Source organism: Trueperaceae bacterium (assembly GCA_023954415.1).
Classification (GTDB): Bacteria; Deinococcota; Deinococci; order Deinococcales; family Trueperaceae; genus JAAYYF01.
In genome coordinates, this window is record JAMLIB010000001.1 from 115832 (window position 1) to 141507 (window position 25676).

Genomic DNA, 25676 nt, shown 5'->3' on the forward strand with positions numbered 1-25676 from the left:
GGCCCGCCGCGGCGGCGCCGCACACGGCGCCGCGGCCGCGCTGTGGCGGTAGTGTGGCAGCCGCCTCGCATACTCGTGGGGTTGGAGGAAGACATGCCGATTCCCGCGCTAGTCCGCCGCCCCCGCCCGGTCGGCATCGCCACAGTCCTCGCCACCCTCCTCGCCGCCGTCCTCGCCGCTTGCGGCGAGGCGCCGGCCATGGTGACGCCGCCCAAGCTCGTGTCCACGAGCCCCGCCGCCGGCGCCTCGGGCGTGTCGCTGGACGCCCAGCTCGCGCTGACCTTCTCGAAGCCGATGGACCCGACGTCACTAGCGGTCGTCTCGGAGCCGCCGGTCGACCTCGGCGAGGCGAGCTGGTCAGGGCCCACCGTGGCCGTCTTCACGCCCCCGAGCGGTTGGCCGGGTGGCGTAACCGTGACCCTGACCATCGCGGCGACCGACACCGACGGCGAGGCGCTGGCGGAAGGCACGTCCTTGACCTTCTCGACCGCGCTGGTGGTGACGGACGACGTGCCCCCGGCCAAGCCGACCGGGGTGGTTGCCACGGCCCTGGACGGTGGCTTCCGCCTCGACTGGGAGCTCGGCGCCGAGGACGACCTGGCCGGCTACCAGCTCCAGTGGGGTGCCGACCCGGCCACCCCGACCGGCGGCGTGTTCGTCCCGTTGGCCGGCACCGCCTGGACGGTGACCGACCTCGCCAACGGCGTCAAGGTCTACTACCGGTTGCAGGCCCTCGACACGAGCGGCAACCTGTCCGAGGCGTACGCGGGCGACGTCACCCCGATGGACATGGCGCCGCCGACGCTCGCCTCGAGCACCCCGGCCGACGGCGCCACCGACCTCGGCGCGGTCTCGTTCGTGCGCCTCGTGTTCTCCGAGCCGATGGACGCCCCCACCCTGACGGCCTCTTACTGCGAGGTGGAGAGCGCCGCGTTCGCGGGCGCTTGCCAGGGGCCCGTCACGCCGCTCGCCGGGGCGCCGACGACGAGCGACGCCGGCGCGGCCGTCCGGTGGGAGACGCCCGGCGCCTTCCAGCAGGGGCATGCCTACCGGGTGACGGTCGGCGGCGCCGACCTCGCCGGGAACCCGGTGGCCGCAGGCACGCGCGTCCAGTTCCAGCTCGCTTCGGAGCCGGACTTCGAGGCGCCGACGTTCGTGCGGGCCGCGTACGACCTTGACGCGGTCGCCAACAGGCTCACGCTCACGATCGAGTTCAGCGAAGCCATGGACCAGGAGGCGACCCGGAACGCCTTCGGCAGTTCGCCCGGCCTCGCCTGCGCCTGGACCTGGCTCACACCGACCACTATGGAGTGCAGGGTCGGGACCGGGCTCCAGCAGTACACGACCTACCAGCTCGCCGTGGCCACGTCGGCGGCCGATCTCGCGGGCAACGCCCTGGCGACGCCGTGGACCTCCGAGTACGTCATCACCAACCTCCACCCGAGGCTGGTGAGCGTGACGCCGCGCTCGGGCGCCATCAACGTGGGTTACACGACGCCGATCGTCTTCACGTTCAGCGAGCCGATGGACCCCGCGACACTGGCCTACGCGGTCGTGCGTCAGACGGCCGGCGGCGACGTCGCGGTGCCGACTACGGCCGCGTTCGAGGACGACCAGCGCGTACTCAGGCTGACCCCCACCTCGGCCTACCCCGGCAGCGCCACCATCCGCTGGACCGTCACGGCGCTGGCCGAGGCGGGAGGCCAGTTCGCGCTGGCGGCTCCCGCGACGGGCGCCTTCACGACGCGGCTCGTCGTCGGGCCGTGAGGCGCGCCCGGCCGGCGGCATCGGTGCGTCCGGCATAAGGAGGCCTCAGCTAGCAAGACCTCATGCCGTGCCGAGTTCGGGCGCCACAGGGTCGTCGGGGCCGTCGGCTGCGTCGTCGGCCCGCGGCTCCTCGCCCCCGACCGTGAGGACGGTCGCGTTGCCGCTCGTGTAGATGTCGATCTCGGCCGCGATCAGCAGGGCCGTCCTCGCGATCTCGGCGGCGCTCATGTCGCTGTGGCGGAGGAGGGCGGTCGCCGCCGCCTGGGCGTACGGACCACCCGAGCCGACGGCCGCCACGGGCTCGTCGGGTGCGATCACGTCGCCGACGCCGGAGAGCGTCAGGATCTGCTCCGAGTCGGCCACGATGAGGAGCGCCTCGAGGTTGCGCAGGGCGCGGTCCGTGCGCCACTCCTTCACGGTCTCTACGGCCGCCCTGACGAGGTTCCCCTTGACGGTCTCCAGGTAGCCCTCGAACTTCTCCAACAGGGTGAAGGCGTCGCTCACCGTCCCGGCGAAGCCGGCCAACACGGCCCCGTCCGCCAGCGGTCTGACCTTGACGGCGCCTCGCTTGACGATGGTCTCGCCCATGGTCACCTGGCCGTCGCCGGCTATCGCGGTCACGCCGTCCTTGTGGACGGCGACGATGGTAGTGCCGTGCATGCGGTTCACCAGCCGAGCCTAGCACCGGCGCCGGCCGCGCCCGCTACCAGGGCGATACTTCGCGACTCGAGCCGTGGCGCAGCCTACGCAACGGGCAGCGGCGTTGCCACGGCGACCCGACACGGGCCGCCTGCCCGCCGGCCGTGGCGATACCATGGCGCCATGCAGTTGGGACACGCCTTCTCGAGCGGCTGGGTGGAAGTGATCGCCGGCCCCATGTTCTCAGGCAAGAGCGAAGAGCTCATCCGCCGTGTCACGCGCGCCGTCATCGCCAGACAGCGCGTCCAGGTCTTCAAGCACGCCATCGACGACCGGTACGCCAAGCTGGCCGTCGCCTCCCACGCGGGTCGCACGCTGGAGGCCGAACTAGTCGCCGGCTCCGCGGAGCTGCTCGCCCGCCTCGAGCCCGACACGCAGGTGGTCGCGATCGACGAGGCGCAGTTCCTCGACACCGGCGTGGTGAACGCCGTCCAGCGCCTGGCGGACGGCGGCACGCGCGTCATCGTGGCTGGGCTGGACCTCGACTTCCGCGGCGAGCCGTTCGGTCCCATGCCGGAGCTCATCGCGCGCGCCGAGGTCGTCGAGAAGCTCACGGCCATCTGCCGGTGCGGCCTTGCCGCCACCAGGACGCAACGTCTCATCCGTGGCAAGCCGGCCCACTACGACGACCCGACCGTGCTCGTCGGCGCGGCCGAGAGCTACGAGCCCCGCTGCCGCGCCTGCCACGTCATCCTCAGGGGCGTGCGGGAGGCGCCGCTCTTCGAGCTCGCCGCCGACGAGGTCGCCGCCGACGAGGTCGTCGGTTGACCGACGGCGTATTCCCGCAGGGTGCCCGCCCATTGGAGGCGCGGCTGTGGGGACCCGCGGGTTTTCATCACGCTGGCGTAGAGGTCGTGCCTACCTCGCGCAAGGCTGTGGCCCTGCTCGCTTACCTGGCCGTCACGGGGACGCCCGCCGGGCGCGAGGAACTGGCCACGCTCCTGTGGGGTCCCGGGAGGCTGGCCAACGTGAGGCAGGCCCTCTATACGTTGCGTAAGCTGCCTCGTTCTCGCGAATGGCTCTCGGATGGCGTGGAGGCAGTTAGTCTCAACGCCGTGACGGACCTCGGCGCCCTGGCCCGGGACGTGGCCGCCGTAGAGGGTCTAGTCGGGCAGCAGCTGTTGGCCGGCTTGGACGACCGATTCCCCACCCCGTTCGAGGAATGGCTGGCTGGCGAGCGGGTCAGGGCTGCTGTGACTGTGGGGCTGGCCCTCGTGGTGAGGGCAGAGCAGCTCGAGGCGAGCGGTTCGCCGGCCGCCGCGCTCGGTCTCGCCAAGCGCGCCCTCGCTCTCGATCCTTACAGTGGCGAGCGCCAGCGCCTGGCCATGCGTGTCGCCTACCTGGCCGGCGCAAGGGAGGAGGCGCTGGCCGGCTACGAAGTCTTCGCCGCACGCCTGAGGCGCGAGTTCGGGACCGATCCGGATGCGGCGACCGCCGACTTGGCTGCGCGTATCGAACGCGGCGAGACGGTGGCACCGCGCGTGACCGTCTCCACGCTAGCCGAGAGCGACCGGCGCACGCTCCAGGCGTTGGCCGTGGCGCGCGGCGGCCTCCGCCTCGACGGGCTCGCGCGCGTCTTGGGCCGCTCGGCGTTCGAGCTGACCGAAGACCTGGCTCGCATGCAGGCCAGGGGCCTGTTGAGCGAGCATCAGGCGCTCGGGGACGAGCTACGGCGCTCCCTGCTCGATGCGGTCTCCGCGCCGCTGCGCCGTCTCCTCCACGAGCGCATCGCGGGTGTCATGCGCAACGACCCGAGTACCGATCAGGGGGTGCTGGCGCAACACCTCCTGGCTGCCGGAGAGACCAGGGAGGCCGCGTTGCGCGCGTTGGCGGCCGCGGATGCGGCGCTCGGGCGCGGGCAGAACGAGGCGGCCGAGCGGCTCCTGTACCTCACGATGTGGGCCGCGCAGGACGAGTCGCGCACGCGTCTCCAGGCCTGCCTGGCACTCGAGAACTTGGCGGCCAAGCGTGCCGACATTGCTGCGCAGGAGGTTTACCTGGCCGAGGCCCGTCGACTTGCGTGGGAGCTTCAGGACGATCTGGCGCTGGCGGAAGGTGAAGTGCGCCTGGCTCGCTTGGAGCTCTCCAAGGGACGGGTGGGGGAGGCCCTCGAGGCCGCCCTCGAGGCTTTGCAGATCGCGCTGCGCCTCGGCGACGCCAGCCTGAGCGCCAGGGCGCGCAACGCGGTCGGGGCGGCGCACTTCTATGCCGGCGACATCGCGGGCGCCGAGGCGGCCTTCGCAGACAACTTGGATGGTTCCGACGAGGTCGAGAGTTTCAGGGCACATAACAACCTAGGCAGCATCAGCGCGATGCTCGGACGCCTCGAGGACTCGTATCGCCACTTCGACGCGGCCCTTACGATCGGGCGGCGGCAGGGTAGTCTCCAGGACATCGCCGCCACCCTCAACAACCTGGGCGCCACGGCGGAGCGGCTCGGCGACTACCAGCGCGCCGAGCGCCATTTCCGTGAGGGTAGTAGCCTCGCCCGCAAGGACGAGAACCCGCAGCGCGAGGCGGAAGTGCTCCTGAACCTGGCTGTTGTGTACCTGCGCCAGGGGCAGCTCGGGCCTGCGTGGAACACCGTCGACGAGGTCGAACTGCTGATTGGTGAATTGTCCGATCGTCGCCTGATGTTGCGCGTCTCCGAGGTTCGCGGCGAGGTCCTGCGCGTATGCGGTCTACTCGAGGACGCGCTCGCGAAGATGATTGCCGCTCAGGAGATAGCGAAACGCATCGGTGACGAGAGGAAGCAGCGCTCGTTGTGGGCCCAGCGCCTGGCTGTCGAGGCGCGCAGTTCGGCCGCTGCGACGGCGGCGGCTACCGCAGCCGTCGCGAGCCTGGAGGCGAGTGGCCTCAAGGATGTCGCGCCGTGGCTGCGCCTGGAGCTTGCCGCCTGGGCCACAGACGTTGCCGCGGCGCGTGTGCAGCTTGGGGCGTTGTCTCCCGAAGAACTGAAGAGTGCGCACCAGCGGCACCTGCGCGACCTGGTCATCATGCGCATGAGCTTCTTGGCGGGCGCCGACGATGCCGCGATGTCCGAGGCGGCGGAGGCCATGAAACGCTTGAGGGTCGCTGGAGTCTTGGATGAGGCGGGGGCTACGGCGGGCCGTGGTACATCCACCACCGTCGGTGGCCGTGTGGTAGAGCGCCCGAAGGCGCTCTACCTGGCGCGTCTCATTGCCGCCGTGGACGACCGGGCAGGCGCCCGGGCCGTGGCCGAGGGCGAACTGGTCGAGCAGGCAGCAGGGCTGCCCGTCCACCTTCGGGCAGCCCTGCTGCTGACCCCGGCCACGTGGCTGCCTGACCTGTAGCCTTCCGGGCCGCGGGGCTCACCTGGCTCTTCCGCACCGCGTCTGCTGCCGAGGCCGCGCGTGGTGCTGACGCGCGTCTTTGACGCCCCGTTGACACCTCATACCCTAAGCTCCCCCAAGTACCGACGGGCTGCCGCGGCTCGCCGGCTCCGGTTTGCGGGGCCGCTCGGCTGCCAAGTTTGGAGAGCACATGAACGTGTGGCAATCATCGGTGACAAGGGCCCGGCGCGGCCGTAGAGCGATCATCACGGCGTTCTTGACGTTCGGCCTGGCCTTCCCGGCCTCGCCGGTCGTGTTCGCCCAAGAGGCAGACCTGGCCCTCGCCAAGCTTGGCCGTCAGCGTCGCATGCTGGAAGCCGCTCTCGCGCACTCCCCGGGACACCAACCCGACCTGGCTGGGCTCCGACTGGACGCCTCGTTCATGGAGCCGGAGGAACTGGGAGCACTCGTGGCCTCCGAGTACGGTTTCGAACTGTACCGGGGGCTCCTGAGGGGAGCAGACGGGGTGCACCTGTCGGGGGCGGGGAACTCCCTCGACCTCTCCGTCTTCCTCGCCTCGTTGCTGGGCGATGCCGGGTACGACACACGTGTAGCGGTGGGGTCATTGGCTCGCCCCGACGCCGAACGCCTCCTCGCCAGGGTCACCGAGGCCCGTGTCAGCGCGACCGGCCCCGTGAGCGAGCCCGCCACGCTCGCGGAGCTCGCCGAGGCGGGCGGCGTGGCCGAGACGGAGTTGCGCGCGTACGGCGAGGCGCTGCTGGCCGTGAACCTCGCGGAGAGCACTCCCTTCCTGGAAGCGGCGGCGGCAGGCGACCTGATAGCGGCGACGTTGTCGGGGGCCGGGCTCATGCCGGTCGGCGAGGCTCACGAAGAGCTCGTAGCGGAAGCGAGCGAATACGCCTGGGTGGAGTACCGCCTCGGGACAGCGGACTGGACGCCGCTTCACCCCGCTTTCGGCGCGCACGCACGGCCGGTGGTCGTGGCCGACGAGTACCTGGAGGGCTCCGTGCCGGAGCGCCTCCAACATCGCCTACGTATCGAGATGGGGATCGAGCGGAAGCAGGGCGACGTCTTCAGCGAGGAGCTGATCATGACGCCGTGGGAGCGGCCGCTGGCCAACGTTAACGGGGTGAACCTGTCTTTGGCCACCATGCCGCTTGGTCTCGGCCCTGACGCCGCCCTCGCAGACCTGGCGGGGCGTTCGCCCGACTCCCTGTTCTTTGTCCCAATGTTCGGTGGCGAGCTGGCACCCGGCGCGCAGGCGTTCGACGTCATGGGCAACCTCCTCTCCCCGGAGGACGCGGCCTCGGCCATGGCTGGGGTCTTCCAGACCGTGGCCGGCAAGCTCAACTCCGCGGCTGGGGCCTTGGGGGGCCTCGGTGGCTCCGAACCCACCGAGGAGCTACCCTTCGCCTTGGTGGCCCAGTTCGTGGACATCGTCCACGTGGCACCTGGTGGAGCCGAGCGGCGCCAGCGTCGTTACCTGTTCGACAGGCGCCCGGTTGGCGAGCGGATCGCAGGCGGCACAGCGCTGCGCGGCGAGGCCGACGTGGACGGGCTCGTGAGCACGATGGAGTTCATGGTCACGACCTCGGCGCTGCCGTTCGGCTACCTGCAGAAGGAATTGACCGGCCAGGCCCTAGACTACGTCCTAGCGACGGAGCGGCTCGCGCAGGCAGGCGGCGAGATGGACATGAACACCGCGGTGGCGGACTTGCGCCCCCGCGACCAGCTCTTGCTCATGGGCCTGTTCGAGGCGGTCGGCCATGGCCACGGCGGCGTGGCGTACCGCCATGGCCCCACCGTCGTGGCGCTCAGACAGAGCTTGGAGCTGACGGGGCAACGAGCAGGCGAGTTAGGGGTCGATATCGTCTTCTCCGACAGGCGCTTCCTGAGAGAGGGAGAGGCCGGCATCGAGGGCGACTCGCGCCGGGCCATCTTGGCAGGTGCGTGGGACACGGCGGTTGAAAGGCAGTACCTACTCGGATTCACGCCCGATGTCAGGAGCGCCTACGACGCCTTCCAGGGGCCAACCCCGCGGCTCGGTGTGCTGGGTGTCGATGACGACCTAGCCACCGCAGGCGTGCCTGAGGCGGCGTGGCCTGCGCTGCGGCGCGATCTCGAAGCGGGGAACGTCGTCGTCTACTCGGCGGAGCTGGCCGACAGCGGCGCGCCCTTCAGCTGGTGGCGCGTGAACCGAAGCACGGGCGCTACCTTGGGCATCGGCTCGGACGGTCAGGGCGAGGCTGCGACGGAGTACCTCGTGGGGGCCATCCCGAGCCTGGCGTTCGCCGCTGCACTCTCCGTGCCGGGCGCCGCGCTATGCATGTCCGCCACCGGCGACGAGCAGTTGTTGTGCTTCTGCGATCTGGTAGTGGGGAACGTCATCTTCCTGAGCCTAGGTATCGCGATCGCCGGTGCCGTCGCCGGAGCGACCCTAATGGTCGAGCAAGCGGTCGGCGCCGCGTCGTTCCTCGTGGGCGACGTCGCCGTCGGCGTCATAGGCCTCTCGCCCCTCGGCGGTCCATGCTCCTGGGCGAACAGCGCCATGAGCGATAGGGGCGTGAGCCGGTGCGTGCTCAGTTGAGCAGCCTTGCGACCGCGGGACCCCACCAGCGGCGGGGTCCCGGCCGGCCGGCCGAACTGCTGGGCGGTGTCGGCCGACCCGTTACCTGGATCACGCTGCCCGGCGCCGGCGCGGGCGCACCTCTGGAGCAGTAGCGTGCGCGACCACGGCCGGCGGTTCCTGCTCAAGGTGTGGCGTGAGTCGAATGGCGGCGACGGGGAGCGTGGTTGGCGTGCCGCCCTGCGCGATGTCGTCGACGGCTCGCTCCGCGAGTTCTCTACCAAGGTGGAGCTGGTCGCTTACCTGACTGAGATCGACGAAGGGACATCGCTGGAACACGAGGTGCATGTCGTCCGAACGGACGTGGAGGTAGACGGATGAAGAAGAAGTTCGCCCTTGGATGTTTGATAGTAGCCGTAGCTGTCCTGGTGGTAGGCGGTGGCGCCGCCTACTTCTACGTGATCAGGCCGCTCACGAACACCGTGAAGGCCGGTATGGAACTGCCAAGGCTCGCGGAGCTCGACCAGAAGGTCAGCAACGATCGCGCCTTCGCGGCTCCTGTCGACGGCGAGCTGACTGCCGAGCAGGTGGACCGTTACCTGCAGGTGACCAGCGCCGTCATGAACGGCCTCAGGGGCAGGGCCGAAGAACTCACGAAGAAGTACGACGAGATCAGCTCTAGCGGCAACCCGGGCATCCGGCAGGTGCTCAACGCCTACGCGGACATAATCAAGCTGGTAGTGCAGGCGAAGGAGTTGCAGGTTGATGCCCTCAACGCGGCGGGTTTCTCGCTCGCCGAGTACGACTGGGTGAGGCGTTCGGTCATCCAGGCGGCCGGCCACGCCTACGCCGAGATAGACCTGACGGCGTTGTCGAAGGGCGAGGTCGAGGCGGACGAGGCCGCGACGACGGGCGTCCCTGAAGCGAACGTCGAGATGGTCAAGCAGCACGTCGACGCAGTCGAGGAGTTCTTGCCGTTGGCGGCCTTCGGCCTCTAGGCGAAAGGGTTCTAGGAGGAGCAAGTGGTCGCAAGTGACTTTACGAGCGGGGCAACGTGGCGCGGGTCGTGGTCCGGGTGGGGGAGGCGGCTCCCCCTCACGCTCTACTTGCTCGGTGCCTTGACGATCGGTATGGCCTTTGCGCAGCAGTGCACCTATGAGTCGGAGCCGAACGACACCGTGGCCGCGGCCACGCGGCTCACGGACGCCGGACCGCAGCCGTTCGGACCGGACCGTTACAACGAGGTGAGCGCCAGGTGCCTGACGGGCGAGGCCGGCGGCACGGACGAGGACGTCTTCCGCTGGGAAGTCACCGAGCTCGACGCGCGGCACCGCTGGTCTTTCTCGCTGCAAGGCCCCGCCGACGGCTCGACGAGCGTCGTCCTGCTCCGCGCGAGCGCGGACGGTACCGTCGCCGAGTACGAGCGCGTGACGAGCCGAGGCGGCATAGCTGCGCTCTCCGGCGAGTTCCTCGTCGAGCCCGGCGCCTACTACCTCCGCGTCTCCGCGGCGGGTGGCGCGGGCGAGTACGTCGCCGACGTCACGCCCGTGATAGGCCTGCGCTACGGCGCCGGTGAGGACCGCTACGACGACGGCGGCGGTAGGCGCTACACGGGCGCGTTCGGCCTGTACGGCCCTGTAGCCGGTGAGCTCGTGCAGTCGTTCACCATCGACTCGGACGGCGCCAAGCGCAACTGGGGCGTGGAGCTGTGGGCGGCCCTCGGCACCGAGCCCCGGGTCGAGCTGGCGGGTCCGAGCGGCGTGGTGGCGCAGGGCACGGTCGACACGACCGGCCGCGCGCGCCTGCCCGGCCTCCGGCTCGCGGCGGGGGAGTACACGCTCCGCGTGCTCGGCGACAGCGGCATGGTCCGCTTGCGCCTCGAGTCACAAGGCGTGCCAGGCGACGGCGCGGCCGTCGAACCGAACGACGAGTGGGGCACCGCCACGGTCTTCCCTTTGGGGAGCGAGATGCGCGCCACCGTCGGCGGGCGCGACTTCTACCGCATCGACGTCGCCGCCGCGGAGGCGGGCGTCTACGACCTCGCCTTCGAGGCGGACGCCGACCTGACGTACACGCTGCGCGACGAGGAGGGCAGGCCCCTCCTCACCTCGCGTTCGAGCCGACCGAGGACGGGGCTGACGTTCGCGGAAGGCACCTATCAGCTCCTGGTCGAGGGCCGGGACGGCACCACGTACCGCATGGCCCTCAGGGCGGCCGCGGCGCCCCCCGCGGTCGGCGAGGTCGAGCCGAACGACTACCCCATCGCCGCCAGCCCGCTGCCCGCGGGCGACCAGGTGCGTGGGCGCCTCGACGGCAGCGAGACGGACGTCTACAGCCTCGACGTCACGGGAACGGCCCAGCGCTTCCGCGTGCAGCTGGTCGGCGACTCCATCGACAGGCTGGCCGAGCTCAGCGTCGCGGGCGAGGTCCTCACCGAGGTGCGCGGCGCGCAGCGCCTGCGCCTCGACGACGTGGTCCTCCTGCCGGGCAGGCACTACTTCGAGGTGCGTGGCGCCGCCGGCGAGTACGCCCTGAAGGTCCTCTCGCTCGGTCCGGCCCAGGTGGGCGCCTCCTCGCCGCCGAGCGACCAGCCGCTCGCGCCGGCGGCCCAGGGGAGCGCGGGCCAGGACCCGGCCGCGGCCGCGGCCGCGTTGGACGGCGCCGTCCTCGAGGCCGGACCGCCGCCCCCGCCAGGCATCCTGGAGCTCGAGCCGAACGACGACGCCAGCCGCGCCATGCGGCTCGTGCCGGGCGCCGTGCACGTCGGGCGCCTGACCGGCGACAGCGACGACTACTACCGCTTCTTCCTCGCGGAAGACCAGTACGTGAGCGTCGAGGTCGTGCCCCCCACCGGCGGCTCCACCATCGACGTGTGGTTCGACGGCCTCGGCTGGGTGAGGTTCCCCGACGCAGCGCCCGGCAGCCCGGTGAGGCTCGAGCGCCTCTTCCTGGCGGGCGACCACACCTTCTACCTCGACGCTCCCGACGTCGAGACGGACGGCTACTACCAGCTCAGGTTCGACCTGCTCGGGCGCCTCATGCCCGCCGTGGACGCCGAGCCGAACGACGACTACGCCACGGCCTCGCTCCTACCTGCCGAGCTCGAGTGGAGCGGCCACGTCGGCGAGTACTCCAACGACTACGACATCTACCGCCTGCCCGTGTTCGCGAGCGACACGACCGTCGAAGTGAGCGCCGACGGCGTGACCGCGCGGCTCGCGATCGACCTGCGCGACGAGGCGAACACGCTCGACTTCGCCACGCGCGGCGACGCGCAGGCCGGTACGCCCTGGCGCGGCACGGTGCCGGCCGGGCGGCAGGCCTACCTGCGGCTGAGCGGCGCGACGACCTACCGGGTGGCCGTGACGTTCGGCAGCGCGCCGGACGGCGCCCAACTCCGGCCGCCGCGCGCCTCCGGCGCCGTGACGGTGTCGCTCACCGCGCCGACCGCCGAGCTGGCGGCGTTCTGGCACGAGGGTCAACTCCTCGACGCCACCGCACGCGTCGAGAACCGCGGCGCCGAGCCGCAGGAGCTGCGCCTGGAAGCGGCCAGCAGCCATGCGAACGTGCTGCTCGACTACGACCAGAGCCTGAGGCTGGCGCCCGGCGAGGCTCGCGACGTTCCGATACATGTGCGGGTGCCGAGCGACATGCGCGACGACCTGCCGCTCCGCATCGAGGTGGCTGCCGTCGGCGCCGCCGGTTCCGACGTCGCCGCGCTCGAGACCGCCCTGGCGTGCGACGCTCCATCCGTCTCAGCGTTCGACTACTGGCCGCTGCCGGCCACACTCCTCGGTAGGATGGACGTGCTGCGCACCAACTTCGGCGCGGCCATCTACGGCGACACGAGCTACGAGCGCCGCGACCTCGCGCTGATCGACGGGCGGGTCGGGCCGTCCGGCGGCGGCTACCTGGCTCTGGACCACTCGCCCACCTACCGCCTGGCGGGCGACGCCCCGGTGACGCTGCTGGGCGCCACCCTCGACCCGCGTTCTGGAGCGCGAACGGGCGACTACCTGGCGGCGTTCAGGATCGAGACCTCGCTGGACGGCTCGAGCTTCACCACCGCTTACGAAGGCGTGCTCAAGGCGGCCGGCATCGAGCAGCCGTTCGTGTTCGAGACGCCCGTCCGGGCGCGCTACGCGCGCCTCGTCATCGTAAGCAGTCAGGACAGGCGCGCCAACGGCTACGTCGGTGAGTGGAAGCTCCTCGCGGCGGACGTGGGCCTAGGCGAGCTGAACCTGGCCGCGCCAGAGAACGGCGGCCACGTCGTGCGCTCCGAGCCTTACATGAGCAGCTACGGCGCCCAGCTCCTGACGGCGGACGGCCGCGCCTCGACCCTCGACCTGCGCGACACGGGGGCGTTCAGCTTCGTTATCGGCTTCAACGACGGTCGCGCCGCGCAGATCACACGGCTCGAGTGGCAGGAGACGGCCGACGCGCTCGCCAAGCCCGAGGCCATCTTCCCGTCGGTCACCGTCGAGGTGAGCCTGAGCGGGGGTGCGGGACCGTGGGCGCCGTTGGCCGACTGGACCTTCAAGCGGGACGCGACCGGCCTCGCCAAGCTCGAGCTGGACGCGCCCGCATGGGCGCGCTACCTGCGCCTCACCGGCAAGGCCGTCACCGGGGCCGACGGCGCGCCCGGCCGCTACTACTACCCGCCGGACGCCGTGCGCGTGTTCGAGCGCCCGGCCGACGCCGACTACCGCTCCGCGCTCGCCGAGTGGGGGCCGAGCTCGCGCGAGGCCGTCTACGAGTACCTCAACCCGGTCAGCGTGGCGACGAGCGTCGCCGACGCCGGCAACGACACGCGCCAGTCCGCCTCGCCCCTGCGTTCGGGGGAGCAGGTCACCGGCACCGTCCAGGTGGCGGTGGACGAGGACTGGTACCGCCTCACCATCCCGGCGGGCGAGAACTACCTCGAGCTGAGCCTCGCCGGCGACCCGGCCATCGCCTACCGCTTCGAGCTCCTAGACGCCTCCGGCCACGCCGTGAGCTACGACGAGAAGGCGGACGGCGACGCGCTCACCCTCTCGTTGTTCGCCGCCCCCGGCGACTACTACCTCCACCTCTGGGAGCCGAAACGCACGGTCGTCTTCGCCTGGGACACGAGCGGCTCGGTCAGCCCGTACCTCGCCATCACGTACAACTCGCTCGCGAGCTTCGCGACGGACGTGGACGGCGAGCGCGAGGCCGTCCAGCTCCTCGCCTTCGACGACCCGAACCCGCAGTGGCTGCTCCCGTTCTGGTCGAGCGACACGGCGCAGGTGCAGCGCTCCATCGTCGAGTTCGACCGCTCGGCCGACTCGAGTAACTCCGAGACGGCGCTCCTCGCGGCCACCAAGGCGTTGGCCGATCGCGAGGGCACCCGCGCCATCATGCTCATGACCGACGCAGAGTCGGGCACCGACTACCTGACGCCGGAGCTGTGGAGCGCGTTCGAGCAGGTGCGCCCGCGCGTCTTCACGTTCGAGATCAGCTCCGCCGGCAACGACTACGCGCAGGACCTCATGCAGGACTGGGCCGACGTCAACTCCGGCAGGTACGCGCTGGCCGCGGGCGTGGGGGAGTTCGACGCCGGCTTCTCCCGCGCCTCGTGCCTGCTCAGGCGGCCCAAGCAGTACACGGTCGCGCTCGCGACGCGCAGCCAGGCCCTGCCCGGCCCGGGCAGCCTCAGCGTGCGCGCCGCCGCCGGCGCCGCCCAGCCGGCCATCGAGGTCATCTTCGACGCTTCCGGCTCGATGGGTCGCGAGCTCCCGAGCGGCGAGCAGCGCATCACCGCAGCCAAGCACGCCCTCACCACCCTCGTGAACGAGGTGTTGCCGGAAGGCGCGCCGTTCGCGCTGCGCGCCTTCGGGCACATAGCGCCGTCGTCGTGCGAGACGCGCCTCGACGTGCCCCTCGCCCCCTTGGACCGCGCCAAGGCCCTCGCGGCCGTGCAGGCGATCGCGCCCAAGCTCCTGTCGCAGACGCCCATCGCCGACTCGCTTGCGGCCGTCCCGCAGGACCTCGCGCAGGCCGGCGGCGCCCGCACCGTCATCCTCATCACGGACGGCGCCGAGTCCTGCGGCGGCGACCCGGTCGCTGCCGTGCGGGAGGCGCGCAGCAAGGGGCCGCTCGATCTCGCCATCGTCTCCCTCGGCCTCGAGCCGGACGCCCTCGCTGTCTTCGAGAAGCTCGCGGCGGACGTGGGGGCGAGTTACGTGGATGTCGGCTCCTACGAGGCGCTCTCCGAGGCCGTGGCGGAAGCCCTCAACCCAGCTTTCGAGGTCTACGACGCCGCAACGGGAGAACTGGTCGCACGCGGGCGCGTCGGCAGTGAGCCGGTGAGCCTGGAGATGGGCGTGTACGACGTCAGCGTCCTGGTCGCGCCCGTCCAGGAGTTCAAAGGCGTGCGTGTGCCCGGCGAGAAGGACGTGACGCTCACCCTCCGGGCCGACTGATCGCCGACTGGGGAAGGGGCCGCGCCGCGAGGCGGCCCCTTCCCCACCTCGTGAATAGAAAGGAAGTGCGAAAGTGCCGAAGATATACTTGGGTGAGGCCATCGGCCTCGTCATGAAGACCCTACCGCTCGTGTGGGTGCGGCTTGGAAGCTACCTCGTGCTCGGCCTGGTCTTGGGGGCGTACGCCGGCGTGTTCGCCGGGATCGGCTGGCTGCTCGCCAAGCTGTGGGCGCCGCTCGGTGTCATCCTGTTCCTCGCCGCCGTCGGTGGGGCCTTCTGGATAGTCGACCTCGCCGGCCGCTACTGGTTCCACCTATTGCGGGCGGCGCATACTGCTGTGCTCACGGAGTTCATCACTACCGGCAAGGGGCCGTCCGAAGGCCAGCTCGCGTACGGTCGGCAGCAGGTGACGAGCCGTTTCAAGGACACGTCCATCCTCTTCGGGGTCGCCCTCCTCGTTGGCGGGGTCGTCAAGTTCATCGTGCGAACCTTCACCAGGATCGCCTCCATCCTGCCGCTGCCAGGTGTCGACTCGCTCGGCAGGTTGCTCGAGCGCGTGGCCGTACTCAGCACCACCTACGTCGACGAAGCCGTCCTGTCGCGCGCCTACGCGAAGCGTGAGCAGAACGTGTGGGCCGTGGCACAAGAGGGCGTGGTGCTCTACGCGCAAGCGTGGAAGCCCATCCTGGCCAACGCCGTGGTGCTCGCGCTCCTGAGCTACGCGGAGTTCGTGCTGTTCCTCGTCGTCCTCGGCTTGCCGGCGCTCGCCGTAGGGGCCGCTGTGCCGAGCCTGGGGCCGACCCTCGGCGTCGCTGCTCTCATAGGCGCCTGGATGCTCAAGCTGGCGCTGTCGGACGCCGTCGCCCTGGCGGCCACGCTGCTCGCTTACCACCGCACCACGGCCGGCATGGTGCCGGACCCGTCTTGGGTGGCCAAGCTCGAAGGGGCGAGTGCCAAGTTCCGCGAGCTCGGTGACAAGGCGCTCGCGGCGGCGCGGCGGCCCGCGGCGGCCGATGCAGCCGCGGCGGCTGATCCCAGCATCCCGTCGGTCGCCGTTACGCCAGGAGCCGCTGCTCTGGTAGCGGAGGCCGAGGCCCCGGAGCGGGATATTGGGGCACCGACGCATGCCGGCGCCCCGACAGTCCCGGACGACCGGGCGACGGACGGTGCCGTCGGCTAGACTTCCGGCATGACCAAGATAGCCGAGCTGGCAGCGCAGCTACAGCCCCGCACGGTCGCCGTTCGCCGCGACCTGCACCGCCACCCCGAGATCGCCTTCGAGGAGCGCCGCACCATGGGCGTCATCGCCGCCAGGCTGCGCGAGCTCGGCCTGGAGCCGCGCGAGGGGGTGGGCGGCACGGGCGTGGTGGCCGTGTTCGACACGGGTCGCCCCGGCCCGACGGTCCTGGCCCGCGCAGACATGGACGCGCTGCCAGTGCCCGAGGAGAAGGGAGTCGAGTACCGCTCGACCGTGGCGGGGAAGATGCACGCTTGCGGTCATGACGGCCACGTCGCCGTGCTCCTCAGCGTCGTCGAGATCGTGCTGGCGCGCGCCGCGCAGCTGGCCGGCCGGGTCGTGTTCGTGTTCCAGCCGGCCGAGGAGGTCGTGCGCGGGGCGCAGGCGATGCTGGACGCCGGTGCGCTCGACGGCCTCACCGTCGACCATGTGATCGGTTTGCACCTCTCCAGCAGTCACCCGCTCGGCACGGTCGCCGTGCGCGAGGGGCCGGCCATGGCCGCGACCGACTCGTTCCGGTTGGTCGTGAGGGGCCGTGGCGGTCACGCCGCCTACCCGCACGTGTGCATCGATCCGATCGTGGCGGCGTCGCAGCTCGTCCTCGCGCTGCAGACGCTTGTGAGCCGGGAGACGGACCCCATCGACCAGTCGGTCATCAGCGTCACGAGCTTCCACGGCGGCACCGCCTTCAACATCATCCCGGAGGAGGTGGAGCTCAAGGGCACGCTGCGAACCTTCGACGCGGCCACGCGCGCACGCCTGCGCGAGCGCATCCTGGCCGTCGCCGAGGCGTCCTGCGCGTTGGCCAGGTGCTCGCTGCAGCAAGAGTGGATAGCTGGCACGCCGGCGGTCGTCAACGACCCCAAGTCCGTCGAGCGCTTCCGCAAGGTGGCCGCCGGCGTCGTCGGGCCGGAGCATGTGACGCTGCAGGCGCCCATCATGGGCGGGGACGACATGGCCCTCTGGCTGGCCCAGGCGCGCGGCTGCTACTTCTTCGTCGGCACCAGCTCCGGCCCCGACTCCTCGTGGGCGCACCACCACCCGCGCTTCGACCTCGACGAGCGCGGCCTGGAGGTGGCCGTCACCGTGCTCGCCTCCGGCGTGGCCGACCTCATGAGCGGAGACTGACGGAGCCTTCGACGGTTAACGGGGAGCGGGGCCGACCGCCTGCCGTGAGGCAAGCGATCGGCCCCGCTCCTTGCGGGCGCCGGGGAGCGCCTAGAACTTCGCGCGCAGGGCGGCGACCACCTGGCTGACGGCCGAGTTGGCCGCCTGCGCGAAGAGCGGGCCGACGGTCGGGTCGTCGTACCTGACGTTGCCGGCCAACGGCACGTTGTTGATGTTGACGTTCGGGCTGCTCGCCTCGCCCGCGCCCTTCATGGAGACGACGACGACGCCCGTGATGATGTCCGTGGCGCGCACGTCGACCTCGATCTGGGCCTTGGTCTGGCCGAGGGTCACGCCGAAGAGGCTGCCGCCAGGTCGGGCGACCGTGGCGCGCGTGACCGTGCCGGTCACGACGTAGCCGGCGCCGGCGGCCTTGGCGAGGCCGATCGGGTCGAGCGACTCGATGCCCTGCTTCTCGATGAGGGTCTGCAGCTCGCTGCGCTCGACGACCACGTAACAGCCGGACTCCTTGAGGAGCGTGATCAGGCGCGCGGTCGCGGCCTCCTCGACCCCGACGACGCTGACGCCGCCGCCCTGGCTGGAGGTGTTCTCGAAGTCGACCACCGCCACCGTCGGGATCGGGTTCGACACGCACGCGGCGGGCTGCTCCGCGGACTCCGTTGTGGGGGCGCAGGCGCCGAGCGCGACGAGCGCGGCCAAGGTTGCGACGAGCACGGCTAGACGGGTCCTACGTTGCATGGTCTGTTCTCCTCCTGGCTGCGGCGAAGCGAGCCGTCCTGCTACTCGGTCAGGCTAGCAGAACCGCGTCAATCCGCCGTCAAAGGCGCCACTCGCGCATGCCGCGCCGTGTGGGTCGGCGGGCCGGCCGCCCGCTCGGACGGGGGCCGCAGCGGTCCCCCGTCTGAGCCGGGAGCTCAGGGCGTGAGGCGCTGGGCGTCCCTCGGGAAGGCGCGCGCGAAGCGAACGTTATGGATGCCGAGCAAGAGCGCCGTGAGCCGCTCCGCGCCGATGGCGAAGCCGCCGTGCGGCGGCATGCCGTGCCTGAACACCTCCAGGTAGTCGCCGAAGGCCTCGGGGTCCATGTTGCGTTTGCGGAGCTCCTCTACGAGCACCTCCGGCCGGTGCACGCGCTGGCCGCCGGACGTGATCTCCACGCCCCTGAAGAGCAGGTCGAGGCCACGGGTGAGCCCGCCGTCGAGCGGGTACGTGTAGAACGGCCTGGCCGCTTGCGGGTAGCGGGTGACGAACACGAAGTCGGCGCCGTGCTCCTCCTTCGCCCAGCGGCCGACGAGCCGTTCGGCCTCCGGGTCGAGGTCCTTGCCGCCCGACACGTGCCCGTAACGCTCCGCCACCAGCTCGCGCGCGGCGAGGAGCTCGATGCGCGGGAACGCCACGCTCCTGTCTGGCAACTCGGCGCCGAGCGCGGCGAGCTCGCGGCCGCAGCTCCCGGCCACGCTGTTCAGCATGCTCTTGAGGAGGGCCTCCTCGAGGTCCATGACGTCGCCGTCGTCCTCGATGAAGCCGAACTCGACGTCGAGCGACAGGTACTCGGAGAGGTGGCGGTGCGTGTGGCTCTTCTCGGCGCGGTAGACGGGCGCGGTCTCGTAGACGCGCTCGAAGACGCCCACCATGATCTGCTTGTAGAGCTGCGGCGACTGGGCGAGGTAGGCGCGGCGCCCGTAGTAGTCGACCTCGAACAGGTTGGCGCCCCCCTCGGCGCCGGCGGAGACGAGCTTGGGCGTGAATATCTCCGTGAACTCCCGCGCGTCGAGGAACGCCCGGAAGCCGCGCACCAGCTCGGCCTCGACCTTGAGGACGGCCCGGGCCTTCGGGCTGCGCACGGTGACGTGGCGGTACTGCAGGAGCGTGTCCGGGTTGGCCTGCCACTCCTCCTTGGAGAGCTCGACGGGCGGCGGGACGGTGGCCGCGCTGACGATCTCGAGGCCGGAAGCCTGCACCTCGATGCCGCCCGGCGCGCGAGGCTGCTCGACGACCTTGCCGCTCACGCGCACACAGCTCTCGTGCAGCGGCACGTCGATGCCTTCGAGCACGCACTGGACCACCCCCGTGCGATCGCGCAGGACGAGGAAGCGGATGCCCCCTAGGTCGCGGCGGGTGAGGATCCAACCGGCGAGGGCCACGTGCCCGCCGATGTGCGCGGCCAGATCGCGCACGAGCACCCTGTCCGTGGCTGCGCTCCCATGCGTCTCGCCTTCTTCGACCGCTTCTGCCTTGCCCGTCATCCGACCGCCTCCTATGGCCTTACCGTTCCCGACTCGCTGCGCCGCTCACGTGACGGCCGGGACGCGGCCGGGCTCGTGCACGTTAAAGAGAAACCCCCGAGGGTCTAAGCCTCGGGGGTCGGTACGGTGAACCGTTACGACGCCTACGCCCCGAGGTGCCTCGAATCCGAATTATCGTCCGGGCGCAGGGCGAGCGCGTTCGTCATGCGCGGAAGCTTAGCAGGAGGGCCGTGGGGAGTCAACCGACAGCCGGGTCTACAGCTCCACCTGCACGCCGACCTCGATGACGCGTTCGGGCGGCAGCGAGAAGTAGTAGGCGGCGTTCGCGGCGTTCCTGGTCAACAGCACGAAGAGCCGCTTGCGCCAGAGCGGCATGGGCCGTCGGCCTCCCTGGACGTGCGTCCGCTGCGGACGCTCGGCTGCCACGACCAACTCGCGTCCGAGGAAGTAGGTCGTCACGTCCGGGTCGAGGTTCAGCTCAGGGTGTACCAGGCCCGCTAGGGCCGCCGGAACGTCCGCCCGCTCCATGAAGCCGAACCTGAGACGGACTTGGAAGAAGCCATCGCCGTACACCTTCACGGCGATCCGCTCGGCCCGCAGCACGCGCGGCTCCTCCGCCGTCTCGACCACGAGCATGACCACCGTCTCGTGGATCACGTGGTTGTGGCGCAGGTTGGCCAGGAGCGCGGGTGGGACGACGCCCTTCATGCCGTGCATGACGACGGCCGTCCCCGGAACCCGTCGCGGCCGCGTCGCCTCGATGCTCGCGAGGAAGCGTTCGATGGCGAGCTCGCTCGAGCCCAGTCTCGCGCGCAGTTCCTCGCGCCCGCGCCGCCACGTCGTCATGACGGTGAAGACGATCGCCCCGACGACGAGCGGGAACCAGCCGCCATGCAGGACCTTCGCGAGGTTGGCGCCTAGGAACGCGGCGTCGATCAGCAGGAAGATGCCCACCGAGGCTGCCACGGCCGGCAGGCTCCAACGCCACACTTCCCGCGCGACCACCGCCAGGAGGACGGAGGTGATGAGCGTGGTCGCCGTCACGGCGACCCCGTAGGCGGCCGCCAGCTCGCTCGACGTCCCGAACGCCAGGACGAGCGCCACGCACGCACACAACAGGAGCCAGTTGACGCTGCCGACGTACACCTGCCCGAACGTCTTGGCCGACGTGTGTTCGACCTTGAGCCGTGGCAGGTAGCCGAGGCGAACGGCCTGCATCGTCAGCGAGAAGACGCCCGAGATCAACGCCTGTGAGGCGATTATCGCGGCCAAGGTCGCGAGCCCGACGAGCGGGGCGAGCGCCCACGCCGGGGCGAGGAGGAAGAACGGATTGCCGGCGGCCGTGGGGACATCCAGGAGGAGCGCGCCCTGGCCGGCGTAGTTGAGGAGCAGGGCGGGCAGCGCGACGGCGAACCAGCCGATGCGCGCCGCGCGCTTGCCGACGTGACCGATGTCGGCGTAGAGCGCCTCGCCGCCGGTCACCGCCAGGAACACGGAGCCCAGTACCAGGAAGCCTCGCCAGCGCTCGTGGGCGAAGAAGGCCACGGCGTGGCGAGGGTCGACGGCTAGGAGAACGCTCGGCTCCCTGACGACGCCCGCTATGCCGAGCGCGGCGATGACCGAGAACCACACGACCATGACCGGTCCGAACACCCTGCCAACGGCGTCCGTGCCTCGGCGCTGCGCGGCGAACAGGACCACCAGGACGGCGACGGCGAGCGGCACGATGAACCCCGCCAGACTCGGAGCGGCTATTGCAACGCCTTCCACGGCGCTCAACACCGTGATCGACGGAGTGATCATGCCGTCACCGACAAGCAGGGCCGTCCCGAAGAGCCCGAGCAGTACGAGCACCCGGCGCGCGCCGACGGGTCGTCCGCGCAACGGAGTGACGAGGGAGGTGAGGATCAGGATCCCGCCCTCGCCGTTCCGATCTGCCCGCATGGCGAGGACGGCGTACTTCACGGAGACGACGAGCACGAGAGACCAGATGATGAGGGAGAGCACCCCTAGCACCGTCTCCGGCGCCACGTCGAGGCCGTGCGTGACCGCGAACGCCTCTCGCATCGAGTACAGGGGGCTGGTCCCGATGTCGCCGAACACCACGCCGAGCGCGATGAGGCTGAGGGGCAGGTACTGCCTGGAAGGGGAGACGGGGGTCGCCATACGGCTCGCCACGAGCGAGCGGCGCACACTCTAAGTCCTGGCTGGGCCGGTGTCGTGACGCAGGTCACCGACACGCACGGCGGCACCGGCTCTCTACGTTCCTAGAATCACTGATCGCAAGTAGCGGCGGGTTATGCTGAATTATCTTGCATCTAACCTCGATAATCCAAGGCGGCATGGGGGTCGCGGTCTCTAACTGGCGTCTGGCCAGGGCCGTCTCCTCGATCGGTCAGCTGGGCGTCGTCTCAGCCACCGGCATCGACACGGTTCTCGTCAGGCGGCTCCAGGACGGCGACTCAGACGGCGTCGTTCGTCGCGCCATGGCGGCCTTCCCGTTCCCCGACGTGGTCAAGGCGACGTTGGCCCGTTACTTCCTGCCCGGCGGTCGGCCGCTCGGGAAACCCTATCTGCGCGCGCCCATGCCCAGCGTCGTCGACAGCCACGCGCATCACGCCCTGAGCATGCTTGGCTCGTTCGTCGAGGTCTTCCTCGCGAAGGAGGGGCATGGCGGCAAGGTGGGGGTCAACCTGCTCACCAAGTTGCAGCTGCCCAACCTCTCCGCCTTGTACGGCGCCATGCTTGCCGGTGTCGACAAGGTACTCATGGGTGCCGGCATCCCGCGCGAGGTCCCTGGCGCTCTCGATCGCCTGGCCAGGCACGCTTCGGCCGCCTTCAGGCTGGATATCACGGAGACCGGCCCTCACGCCCTTGAGGTCCCGCCGCTCGTCTTCGACCCGGCGAGCTTCGGCGCGGAGGGCCTGCCCGCGCTCGTGCGTCCCGATTTCTATCCCATCGTCTCCTCGCACTCGCTCGCCAGCATGCTGCATAAGAAGGCCAACGGCGCGGTGCAGGGCTTCGTGGTCGAAGGCCCGACGGCCGGGGGCCACAACGCCCCGCCCCGAGCGAAGGACGTCTATGACGAGAAGGGGCAACCGGTCTACGGTGAGCGCGACGTTCCGGATCTCGAGCAGATCGCGGAGTTGGGCCTGCCCTTCTGGCTCGCAGGCAGCTACGGCTCCCCCGAGGGTCTCGAGCGTGCCAAGGAGCTGGGCGCTGCCGGAGTCCAGGTCGGTACCCTGTTCGCCTACTGCCGCGAGTCCGGCATCACTACCGGCCTCAAGCGCGCCGTGCTCGAGATGATCGTGGCTGGCCGCGCCCGGGTGTTTACGGACCCCCTCGCCTCGCCGACGGGCTTCCCGTTCAAGGTCGTCGAGATCCCCGGCTCGGTCTCCGAGGAGGCCGTCTATCAGGACCGCAGGCGCGTGTGCGACCTCGGCTACCTGCGCGAGGTCTACCGCGACGAGGCGGGCGGTCACGGCTACCGCTGCCCCGCAGAGCCCGTTGCCGACTACGTGCGCAAGGGCGGCAGGATCGAGGACACGGTGGGTCGCAAGTGCCTTTGCAACGCCCTCATGGCCGACATCGGGCTGGGGCAGGCGCGCAAGCGCGGGGCCAGCGAGCTCCCGCTGGTGACCAGCGGCGATGACCTGGCCGCGATCGTGCCGCTGATCGACACTCGCGACCACTCGTACGGGGCGGCGGACGTCGTGGCTTACCTGCTGTCCGGGGTCGAGCACAAGACGACCGTTCCGGTCGGCTAGACCCAGCCTGGATTAAGCGCGGTTTAAGACCGCGCCCCGTACCTTCCGTCACATGAAGCATGAGAACTCGAAGACGATGCTGGCGGCGCTGTACCTCGTCGTGCCACTGCTGTGGCTGCTGGTCTCGTGCGGCGGCTCGCCGGGCCCGAAGCCGCCGAGCGGTGGCGGAACGCTCACGGTCAAGGGCAGCGTAGCCTTGCCGACCGGCCACGGTCTCGATCTCACCAAGCTGACCGTCAGCACGCCGATCGGCACGTATCCGGTGTCGGCGACCGGCGAGTTCACGGCCACCGTGTTCGGTGGGGCGATGACGGAACTGGGGGTCGAGGCGGCGGACGGCTCGCTGCTCCTCCTCGGCACGACCAACGGTACGGACGCGACGGTGTCTTTGGCGAGCACCGCCGAGGCGCTCCTCTACTACCTGGTTGGCGGCATGTGGTTGCCGCCCGCCCAGCAGGACACGGTCCGCTCGCTGCTGCGAGGCGTGCCGGAGGGCGCCGACCTGGCAGCCGAGCTGGAGCGGCAGCTGCTGGCCGGGGGTAACGGCGTCGCGGCGCCGGACGCCGGGCTGCTCGCCGCCCTGGAGGCGGCCCACGCCTCGCTGCTCGGCGCTTCGCGCTTGGACCCCTCAGCGCTCGGCGGGGCTACCCTGGACGGCGCGTCCCTGGTTCCCGGCGCCTCGGGGCGCCAGCCGGGTCAGGGCCTGGCCGGAGCTTCAGCCTTCTCGCAAGCCGGTGTGAGCGTAACGGTCACCCCCGCCGCCGTGGACGGCAGCAACATCATCATCGAGCCGACGACGCGGCAGACCGGCGTCTTCGTCCTGCACAACCCCGCCGGCGCCGGCGTCGTGGCGCAGAACCACTTCCGTCGCCCAGCTGCCCTGCTCGCCTACGAGGAGGCCTGGGAGGACGCCGACAGGGTCGAGCACCCCGTCGACCCGCCCATGCTGGTCGAGCGTGTCGAGGTGCCGGCTACCGGCCAGCTGGAGTTCCTGAACGCCCTCCTCGACGTGGTCACCGGCAACTCACCGTGGTCGCCCGTCACGAGCCCGGCCCTGAAGCTGGCCGGCCACGAGGGCGCCAGCCGCACTCACTACCGCCTGATCCTGGTGGGTCCGAGCGCCACGGACGCCACCTGGCCGATCATGGGTGACCCGCTCTTCACGGGCTTTCACGACCAGTGGAGCGACATCGCCATCGACAAGTCCGTCGAGCTCTTCCTTGACGACCTTCTCATCCCGCTGATGGAGGTCTACGGCCTCGGGAACATGGCGAAGCTGGACGCCGCCAAGCTGAACAAGATGCGCGAGCGCGTGAAGGTCATCTACGACACGCACCTCATGGGCTTGGGCGTCTTCCTCAAGCCGGGTTCCGCCTCGTACGCCAACGGACTCAAGTTCGTGATCCAGGAGCTCGTCGAGAACCGCAACTTCCGCCTCGACATGATGAACATGGTCGCGGAAGCGCTCGAGGAAAGCGATAAGAACAAGGCGGCCATCGACGCCATGGAGAAGCGGCTCAGCGCCCGGGCGAGCGCCAGCGCCATCGCCGCCGCCGTGCAGACCGTCCTCGTGAGCGGCGACGTCGCGAAGATCATGTACGACCTCGTCGGCTCGCCCAGCGTCGTCGATTGGACGGCGGTGTCGGCGCCCGCCCTCTTCGCCCTCACGCCCGATCAAGCGACCGTCACGCGCAGCAACGCCTCCGCGCGGTTCACCGTCGTGCCGAAGGGTCAGACGTCCGGGAACTACCTGTACCGTTGGACGACGAGCGGGACGTATGGCGAGCTCAGCGACCTGCTGCGAGACGGCAGGACGCTCGATACCCGCGAGGCGGAGGTCTGGTACTTCCACGACTCGCCGCTCAACATCAAGGACACGGATTACGACACGGTGAAGGTGGAGGTCTTCGAGGTCGAGGCCGGGGCGACCACTATCCCGGCGGGCGCCAGCCCGATAGCGCGCATGGCTTCGTCCGTGCGGGGCGACGACCGCGTCCTCGACTCGCGCCTCGAGGTGAACTACGGCGCCACGCCGACCGGGATGTTCAAGGACGGTATGCGCTTCGGCTGCGCCGAGATGCTCCTGCGCTTCAAGGCCGAGAAGGGCGCCAAGAGCTACCTGGTCTCCCTGCGGGGCGTAGGCGGCCAGGGGGACGAGCGCAACGCCAACCAGGACTTCCGCTTCCGTGGGCCGAACCAGACGGTGTTCATCGACCCGAACGCGAAGTACGGCACCATCGTCGAGGACGGCTACACGTCCGACTACTACGGCACCTGCGACTGGCGCGCGCCCGCCGACCCGTCCCGGTTCGCCGGCCAACCCATCACGACCTCGGCCCATTACGACCGGGCCAAGGACGAGTACATCGTGTACCTGTTCGTCAACGCCGACTATTCGGGCATCGTGTTGCGGCCGGTGAGCCTCCCCGAGCGGGTGGCCCTGTGGTACGGCTGGGTCGAGAACGCCACGTTCGAGGTCAAGGTCAACAGGTGAGCGTGAGCGGGCGCCTCG

At 70.4% G+C, this 25676-nt stretch carries 15 protein-coding genes; 11 read left to right on the top strand and 4 right to left on the bottom strand.

Translation table 11 applies throughout. The annotated features are described in order from the left end of the window. Positions 1-93 precede the first annotated feature (93 nt). The gene (locus M9914_00555; GenBank protein MCO5172660.1) at positions 94-1767 is read left to right on the top strand and encodes an Ig-like domain-containing protein; all 1674 of its coding nucleotides are present in this window, start codon (positions 94-96) and stop codon (positions 1765-1767) included. Positions 1768-1827: 60 nt separating this feature from the next. Here the strand turns inward: M9914_00555 and hslV are convergent, their stop codons facing one another. Continuing rightward, the gene (gene hslV, locus M9914_00560) at positions 1828-2427 is read right to left on the bottom strand and encodes an ATP-dependent protease subunit HslV (GenBank protein MCO5172661.1); all 600 of its coding nucleotides are present in this window, start codon (positions 2425-2427) and stop codon (positions 1828-1830) included. A gap of 162 nt (positions 2428-2589) precedes the next feature. Between hslV and M9914_00565 the strand changes: the two genes are divergently transcribed. The 8 genes from M9914_00565 (at position 2590) to M9914_00600 (ending at position 17154) form a co-directional block, all read left to right on the top strand. Next, a complete protein-coding gene (locus M9914_00565; GenBank protein ID MCO5172662.1) occupies positions 2590-3234 on the top strand; it encodes a thymidine kinase in 645 nt (214 codons plus the stop codon). Positions 3235-3320: 86 nt separating this feature from the next. After that, positions 3321-5780, top strand: a complete 2460-nt coding sequence (locus tag M9914_00570) for a tetratricopeptide repeat protein (GenBank protein MCO5172663.1) — start codon at positions 3321-3323, stop codon at positions 5778-5780. A gap of 190 nt (positions 5781-5970) precedes the next feature. Then, entirely contained in the window at positions 5971-8367 is a 2397-nt protein-coding gene (locus M9914_00575; protein ID MCO5172664.1) for a hypothetical protein, read from the top strand. Positions 8368-8502: 135 nt separating this feature from the next. Further along, entirely contained in the window at positions 8503-8727 is a 225-nt protein-coding gene (locus tag M9914_00580; protein MCO5172665.1) for a hypothetical protein, read from the top strand. Beyond that, positions 8724-9344, top strand: a complete 621-nt coding sequence (locus M9914_00585; protein MCO5172666.1) for a hypothetical protein — start codon at positions 8724-8726, stop codon at positions 9342-9344. Before M9914_00580 ends, M9914_00585 begins: the two co-directional genes overlap by 4 nt. Before the next feature lie 120 nt (positions 9345-9464). After that, positions 9465-14789, top strand: coding sequence for a VWA domain-containing protein (locus M9914_00590; GenBank protein MCO5172667.1), 5325 nt, complete (start codon positions 9465-9467; stop codon positions 14787-14789). Between the two features lie 73 nt (positions 14790-14862). Next, positions 14863-15969 carry a hypothetical protein gene (locus M9914_00595; protein MCO5172668.1) on the top strand — a complete coding sequence of 369 codons (1107 nt, stop codon included), beginning with the start codon at positions 14863-14865 and terminating at the stop codon, positions 15967-15969. 9 nt (positions 15970-15978) lie between these two features. Further along, a complete protein-coding gene (locus M9914_00600) occupies positions 15979-17154 on the top strand; it encodes an amidohydrolase (GenBank protein ID MCO5172669.1) in 1176 nt (391 codons plus the stop codon). Positions 17155-17244: 90 nt separating this feature from the next. On the opposite strand, the gene M9914_00605 is transcribed toward M9914_00600, so the two are convergent. From M9914_00605 to M9914_00615, 3 genes are all read right to left on the bottom strand, one after another. Continuing rightward, positions 17245-17892, bottom strand: a complete 648-nt coding sequence (locus M9914_00605) for a hypothetical protein (protein ID MCO5172670.1) — start codon at positions 17890-17892, stop codon at positions 17245-17247. A 176-nt stretch (positions 17893-18068) separates the two neighbouring features. Beyond that, entirely contained in the window at positions 18069-19397 is a 1329-nt protein-coding gene (gene aspS / locus M9914_00610; protein ID MCO5172671.1) for an aspartate--tRNA(Asn) ligase, read from the bottom strand. 255 nt (positions 19398-19652) lie between these two features. Then, positions 19653-21563, bottom strand: coding sequence for a potassium transporter Kup (locus M9914_00615; protein ID MCO5172672.1), 1911 nt, complete (start codon positions 21561-21563; stop codon positions 19653-19655). Positions 21564-21709: 146 nt separating this feature from the next. Here M9914_00615 and M9914_00620 point away from each other — a divergent pair, with 146 nt between their 5' ends. Both M9914_00620 and M9914_00625 read left to right on the top strand, forming a co-directional pair. Then, positions 21710-23164: a nitronate monooxygenase gene (locus M9914_00620; GenBank protein MCO5172673.1), complete on the top strand. Its 1455-nt coding sequence runs from the start codon at positions 21710-21712 to the stop codon at positions 23162-23164. Positions 23165-23216: 52 nt separating this feature from the next. Then, positions 23217-25658 carry a hypothetical protein gene (locus M9914_00625; GenBank protein MCO5172674.1) on the top strand — a complete coding sequence of 814 codons (2442 nt, stop codon included), beginning with the start codon at positions 23217-23219 and terminating at the stop codon, positions 25656-25658. Positions 25659-25676: the final 18 nt, after the last annotated feature.

Coding starts and splice junctions, on each gene's coding strand:
- M9914_00555 (MCO5172660.1), top strand. CDS start 94: ATGCCGATTCCCGCGCTAGTCCGCCGCCCCCGCCCGGTCGGCATCGCC.
- hslV (MCO5172661.1), bottom strand. CDS start 2,427: ATGCACGGCACTACCATCGTCGCCGTCCACAAGGACGGCGTGACCGCG.
- M9914_00565 (MCO5172662.1), top strand. CDS start 2,590: ATGCAGTTGGGACACGCCTTCTCGAGCGGCTGGGTGGAAGTGATCGCC.
- M9914_00575 (MCO5172664.1), top strand. CDS start 5,971: ATGAACGTGTGGCAATCATCGGTGACAAGGGCCCGGCGCGGCCGTAGA.
- M9914_00585 (MCO5172666.1), top strand. CDS start 8,724: ATGAAGAAGAAGTTCGCCCTTGGATGTTTGATAGTAGCCGTAGCTGTC.
- M9914_00600 (MCO5172669.1), top strand. CDS start 15,979: ATGACCAAGATAGCCGAGCTGGCAGCGCAGCTACAGCCCCGCACGGTC.
- M9914_00605 (MCO5172670.1), bottom strand. CDS start 17,892: ATGCAACGTAGGACCCGTCTAGCCGTGCTCGTCGCAACCTTGGCCGCG.
- aspS (MCO5172671.1), bottom strand. CDS start 19,397: ATGACGGGCAAGGCAGAAGCGGTCGAAGAAGGCGAGACGCATGGGAGC.
- M9914_00615 (MCO5172672.1), bottom strand. CDS start 21,563: ATGGCGACCCCCGTCTCCCCTTCCAGGCAGTACCTGCCCCTCAGCCTC.
- M9914_00625 (MCO5172674.1), top strand. CDS start 23,217: ATGAAGCATGAGAACTCGAAGACGATGCTGGCGGCGCTGTACCTCGTC.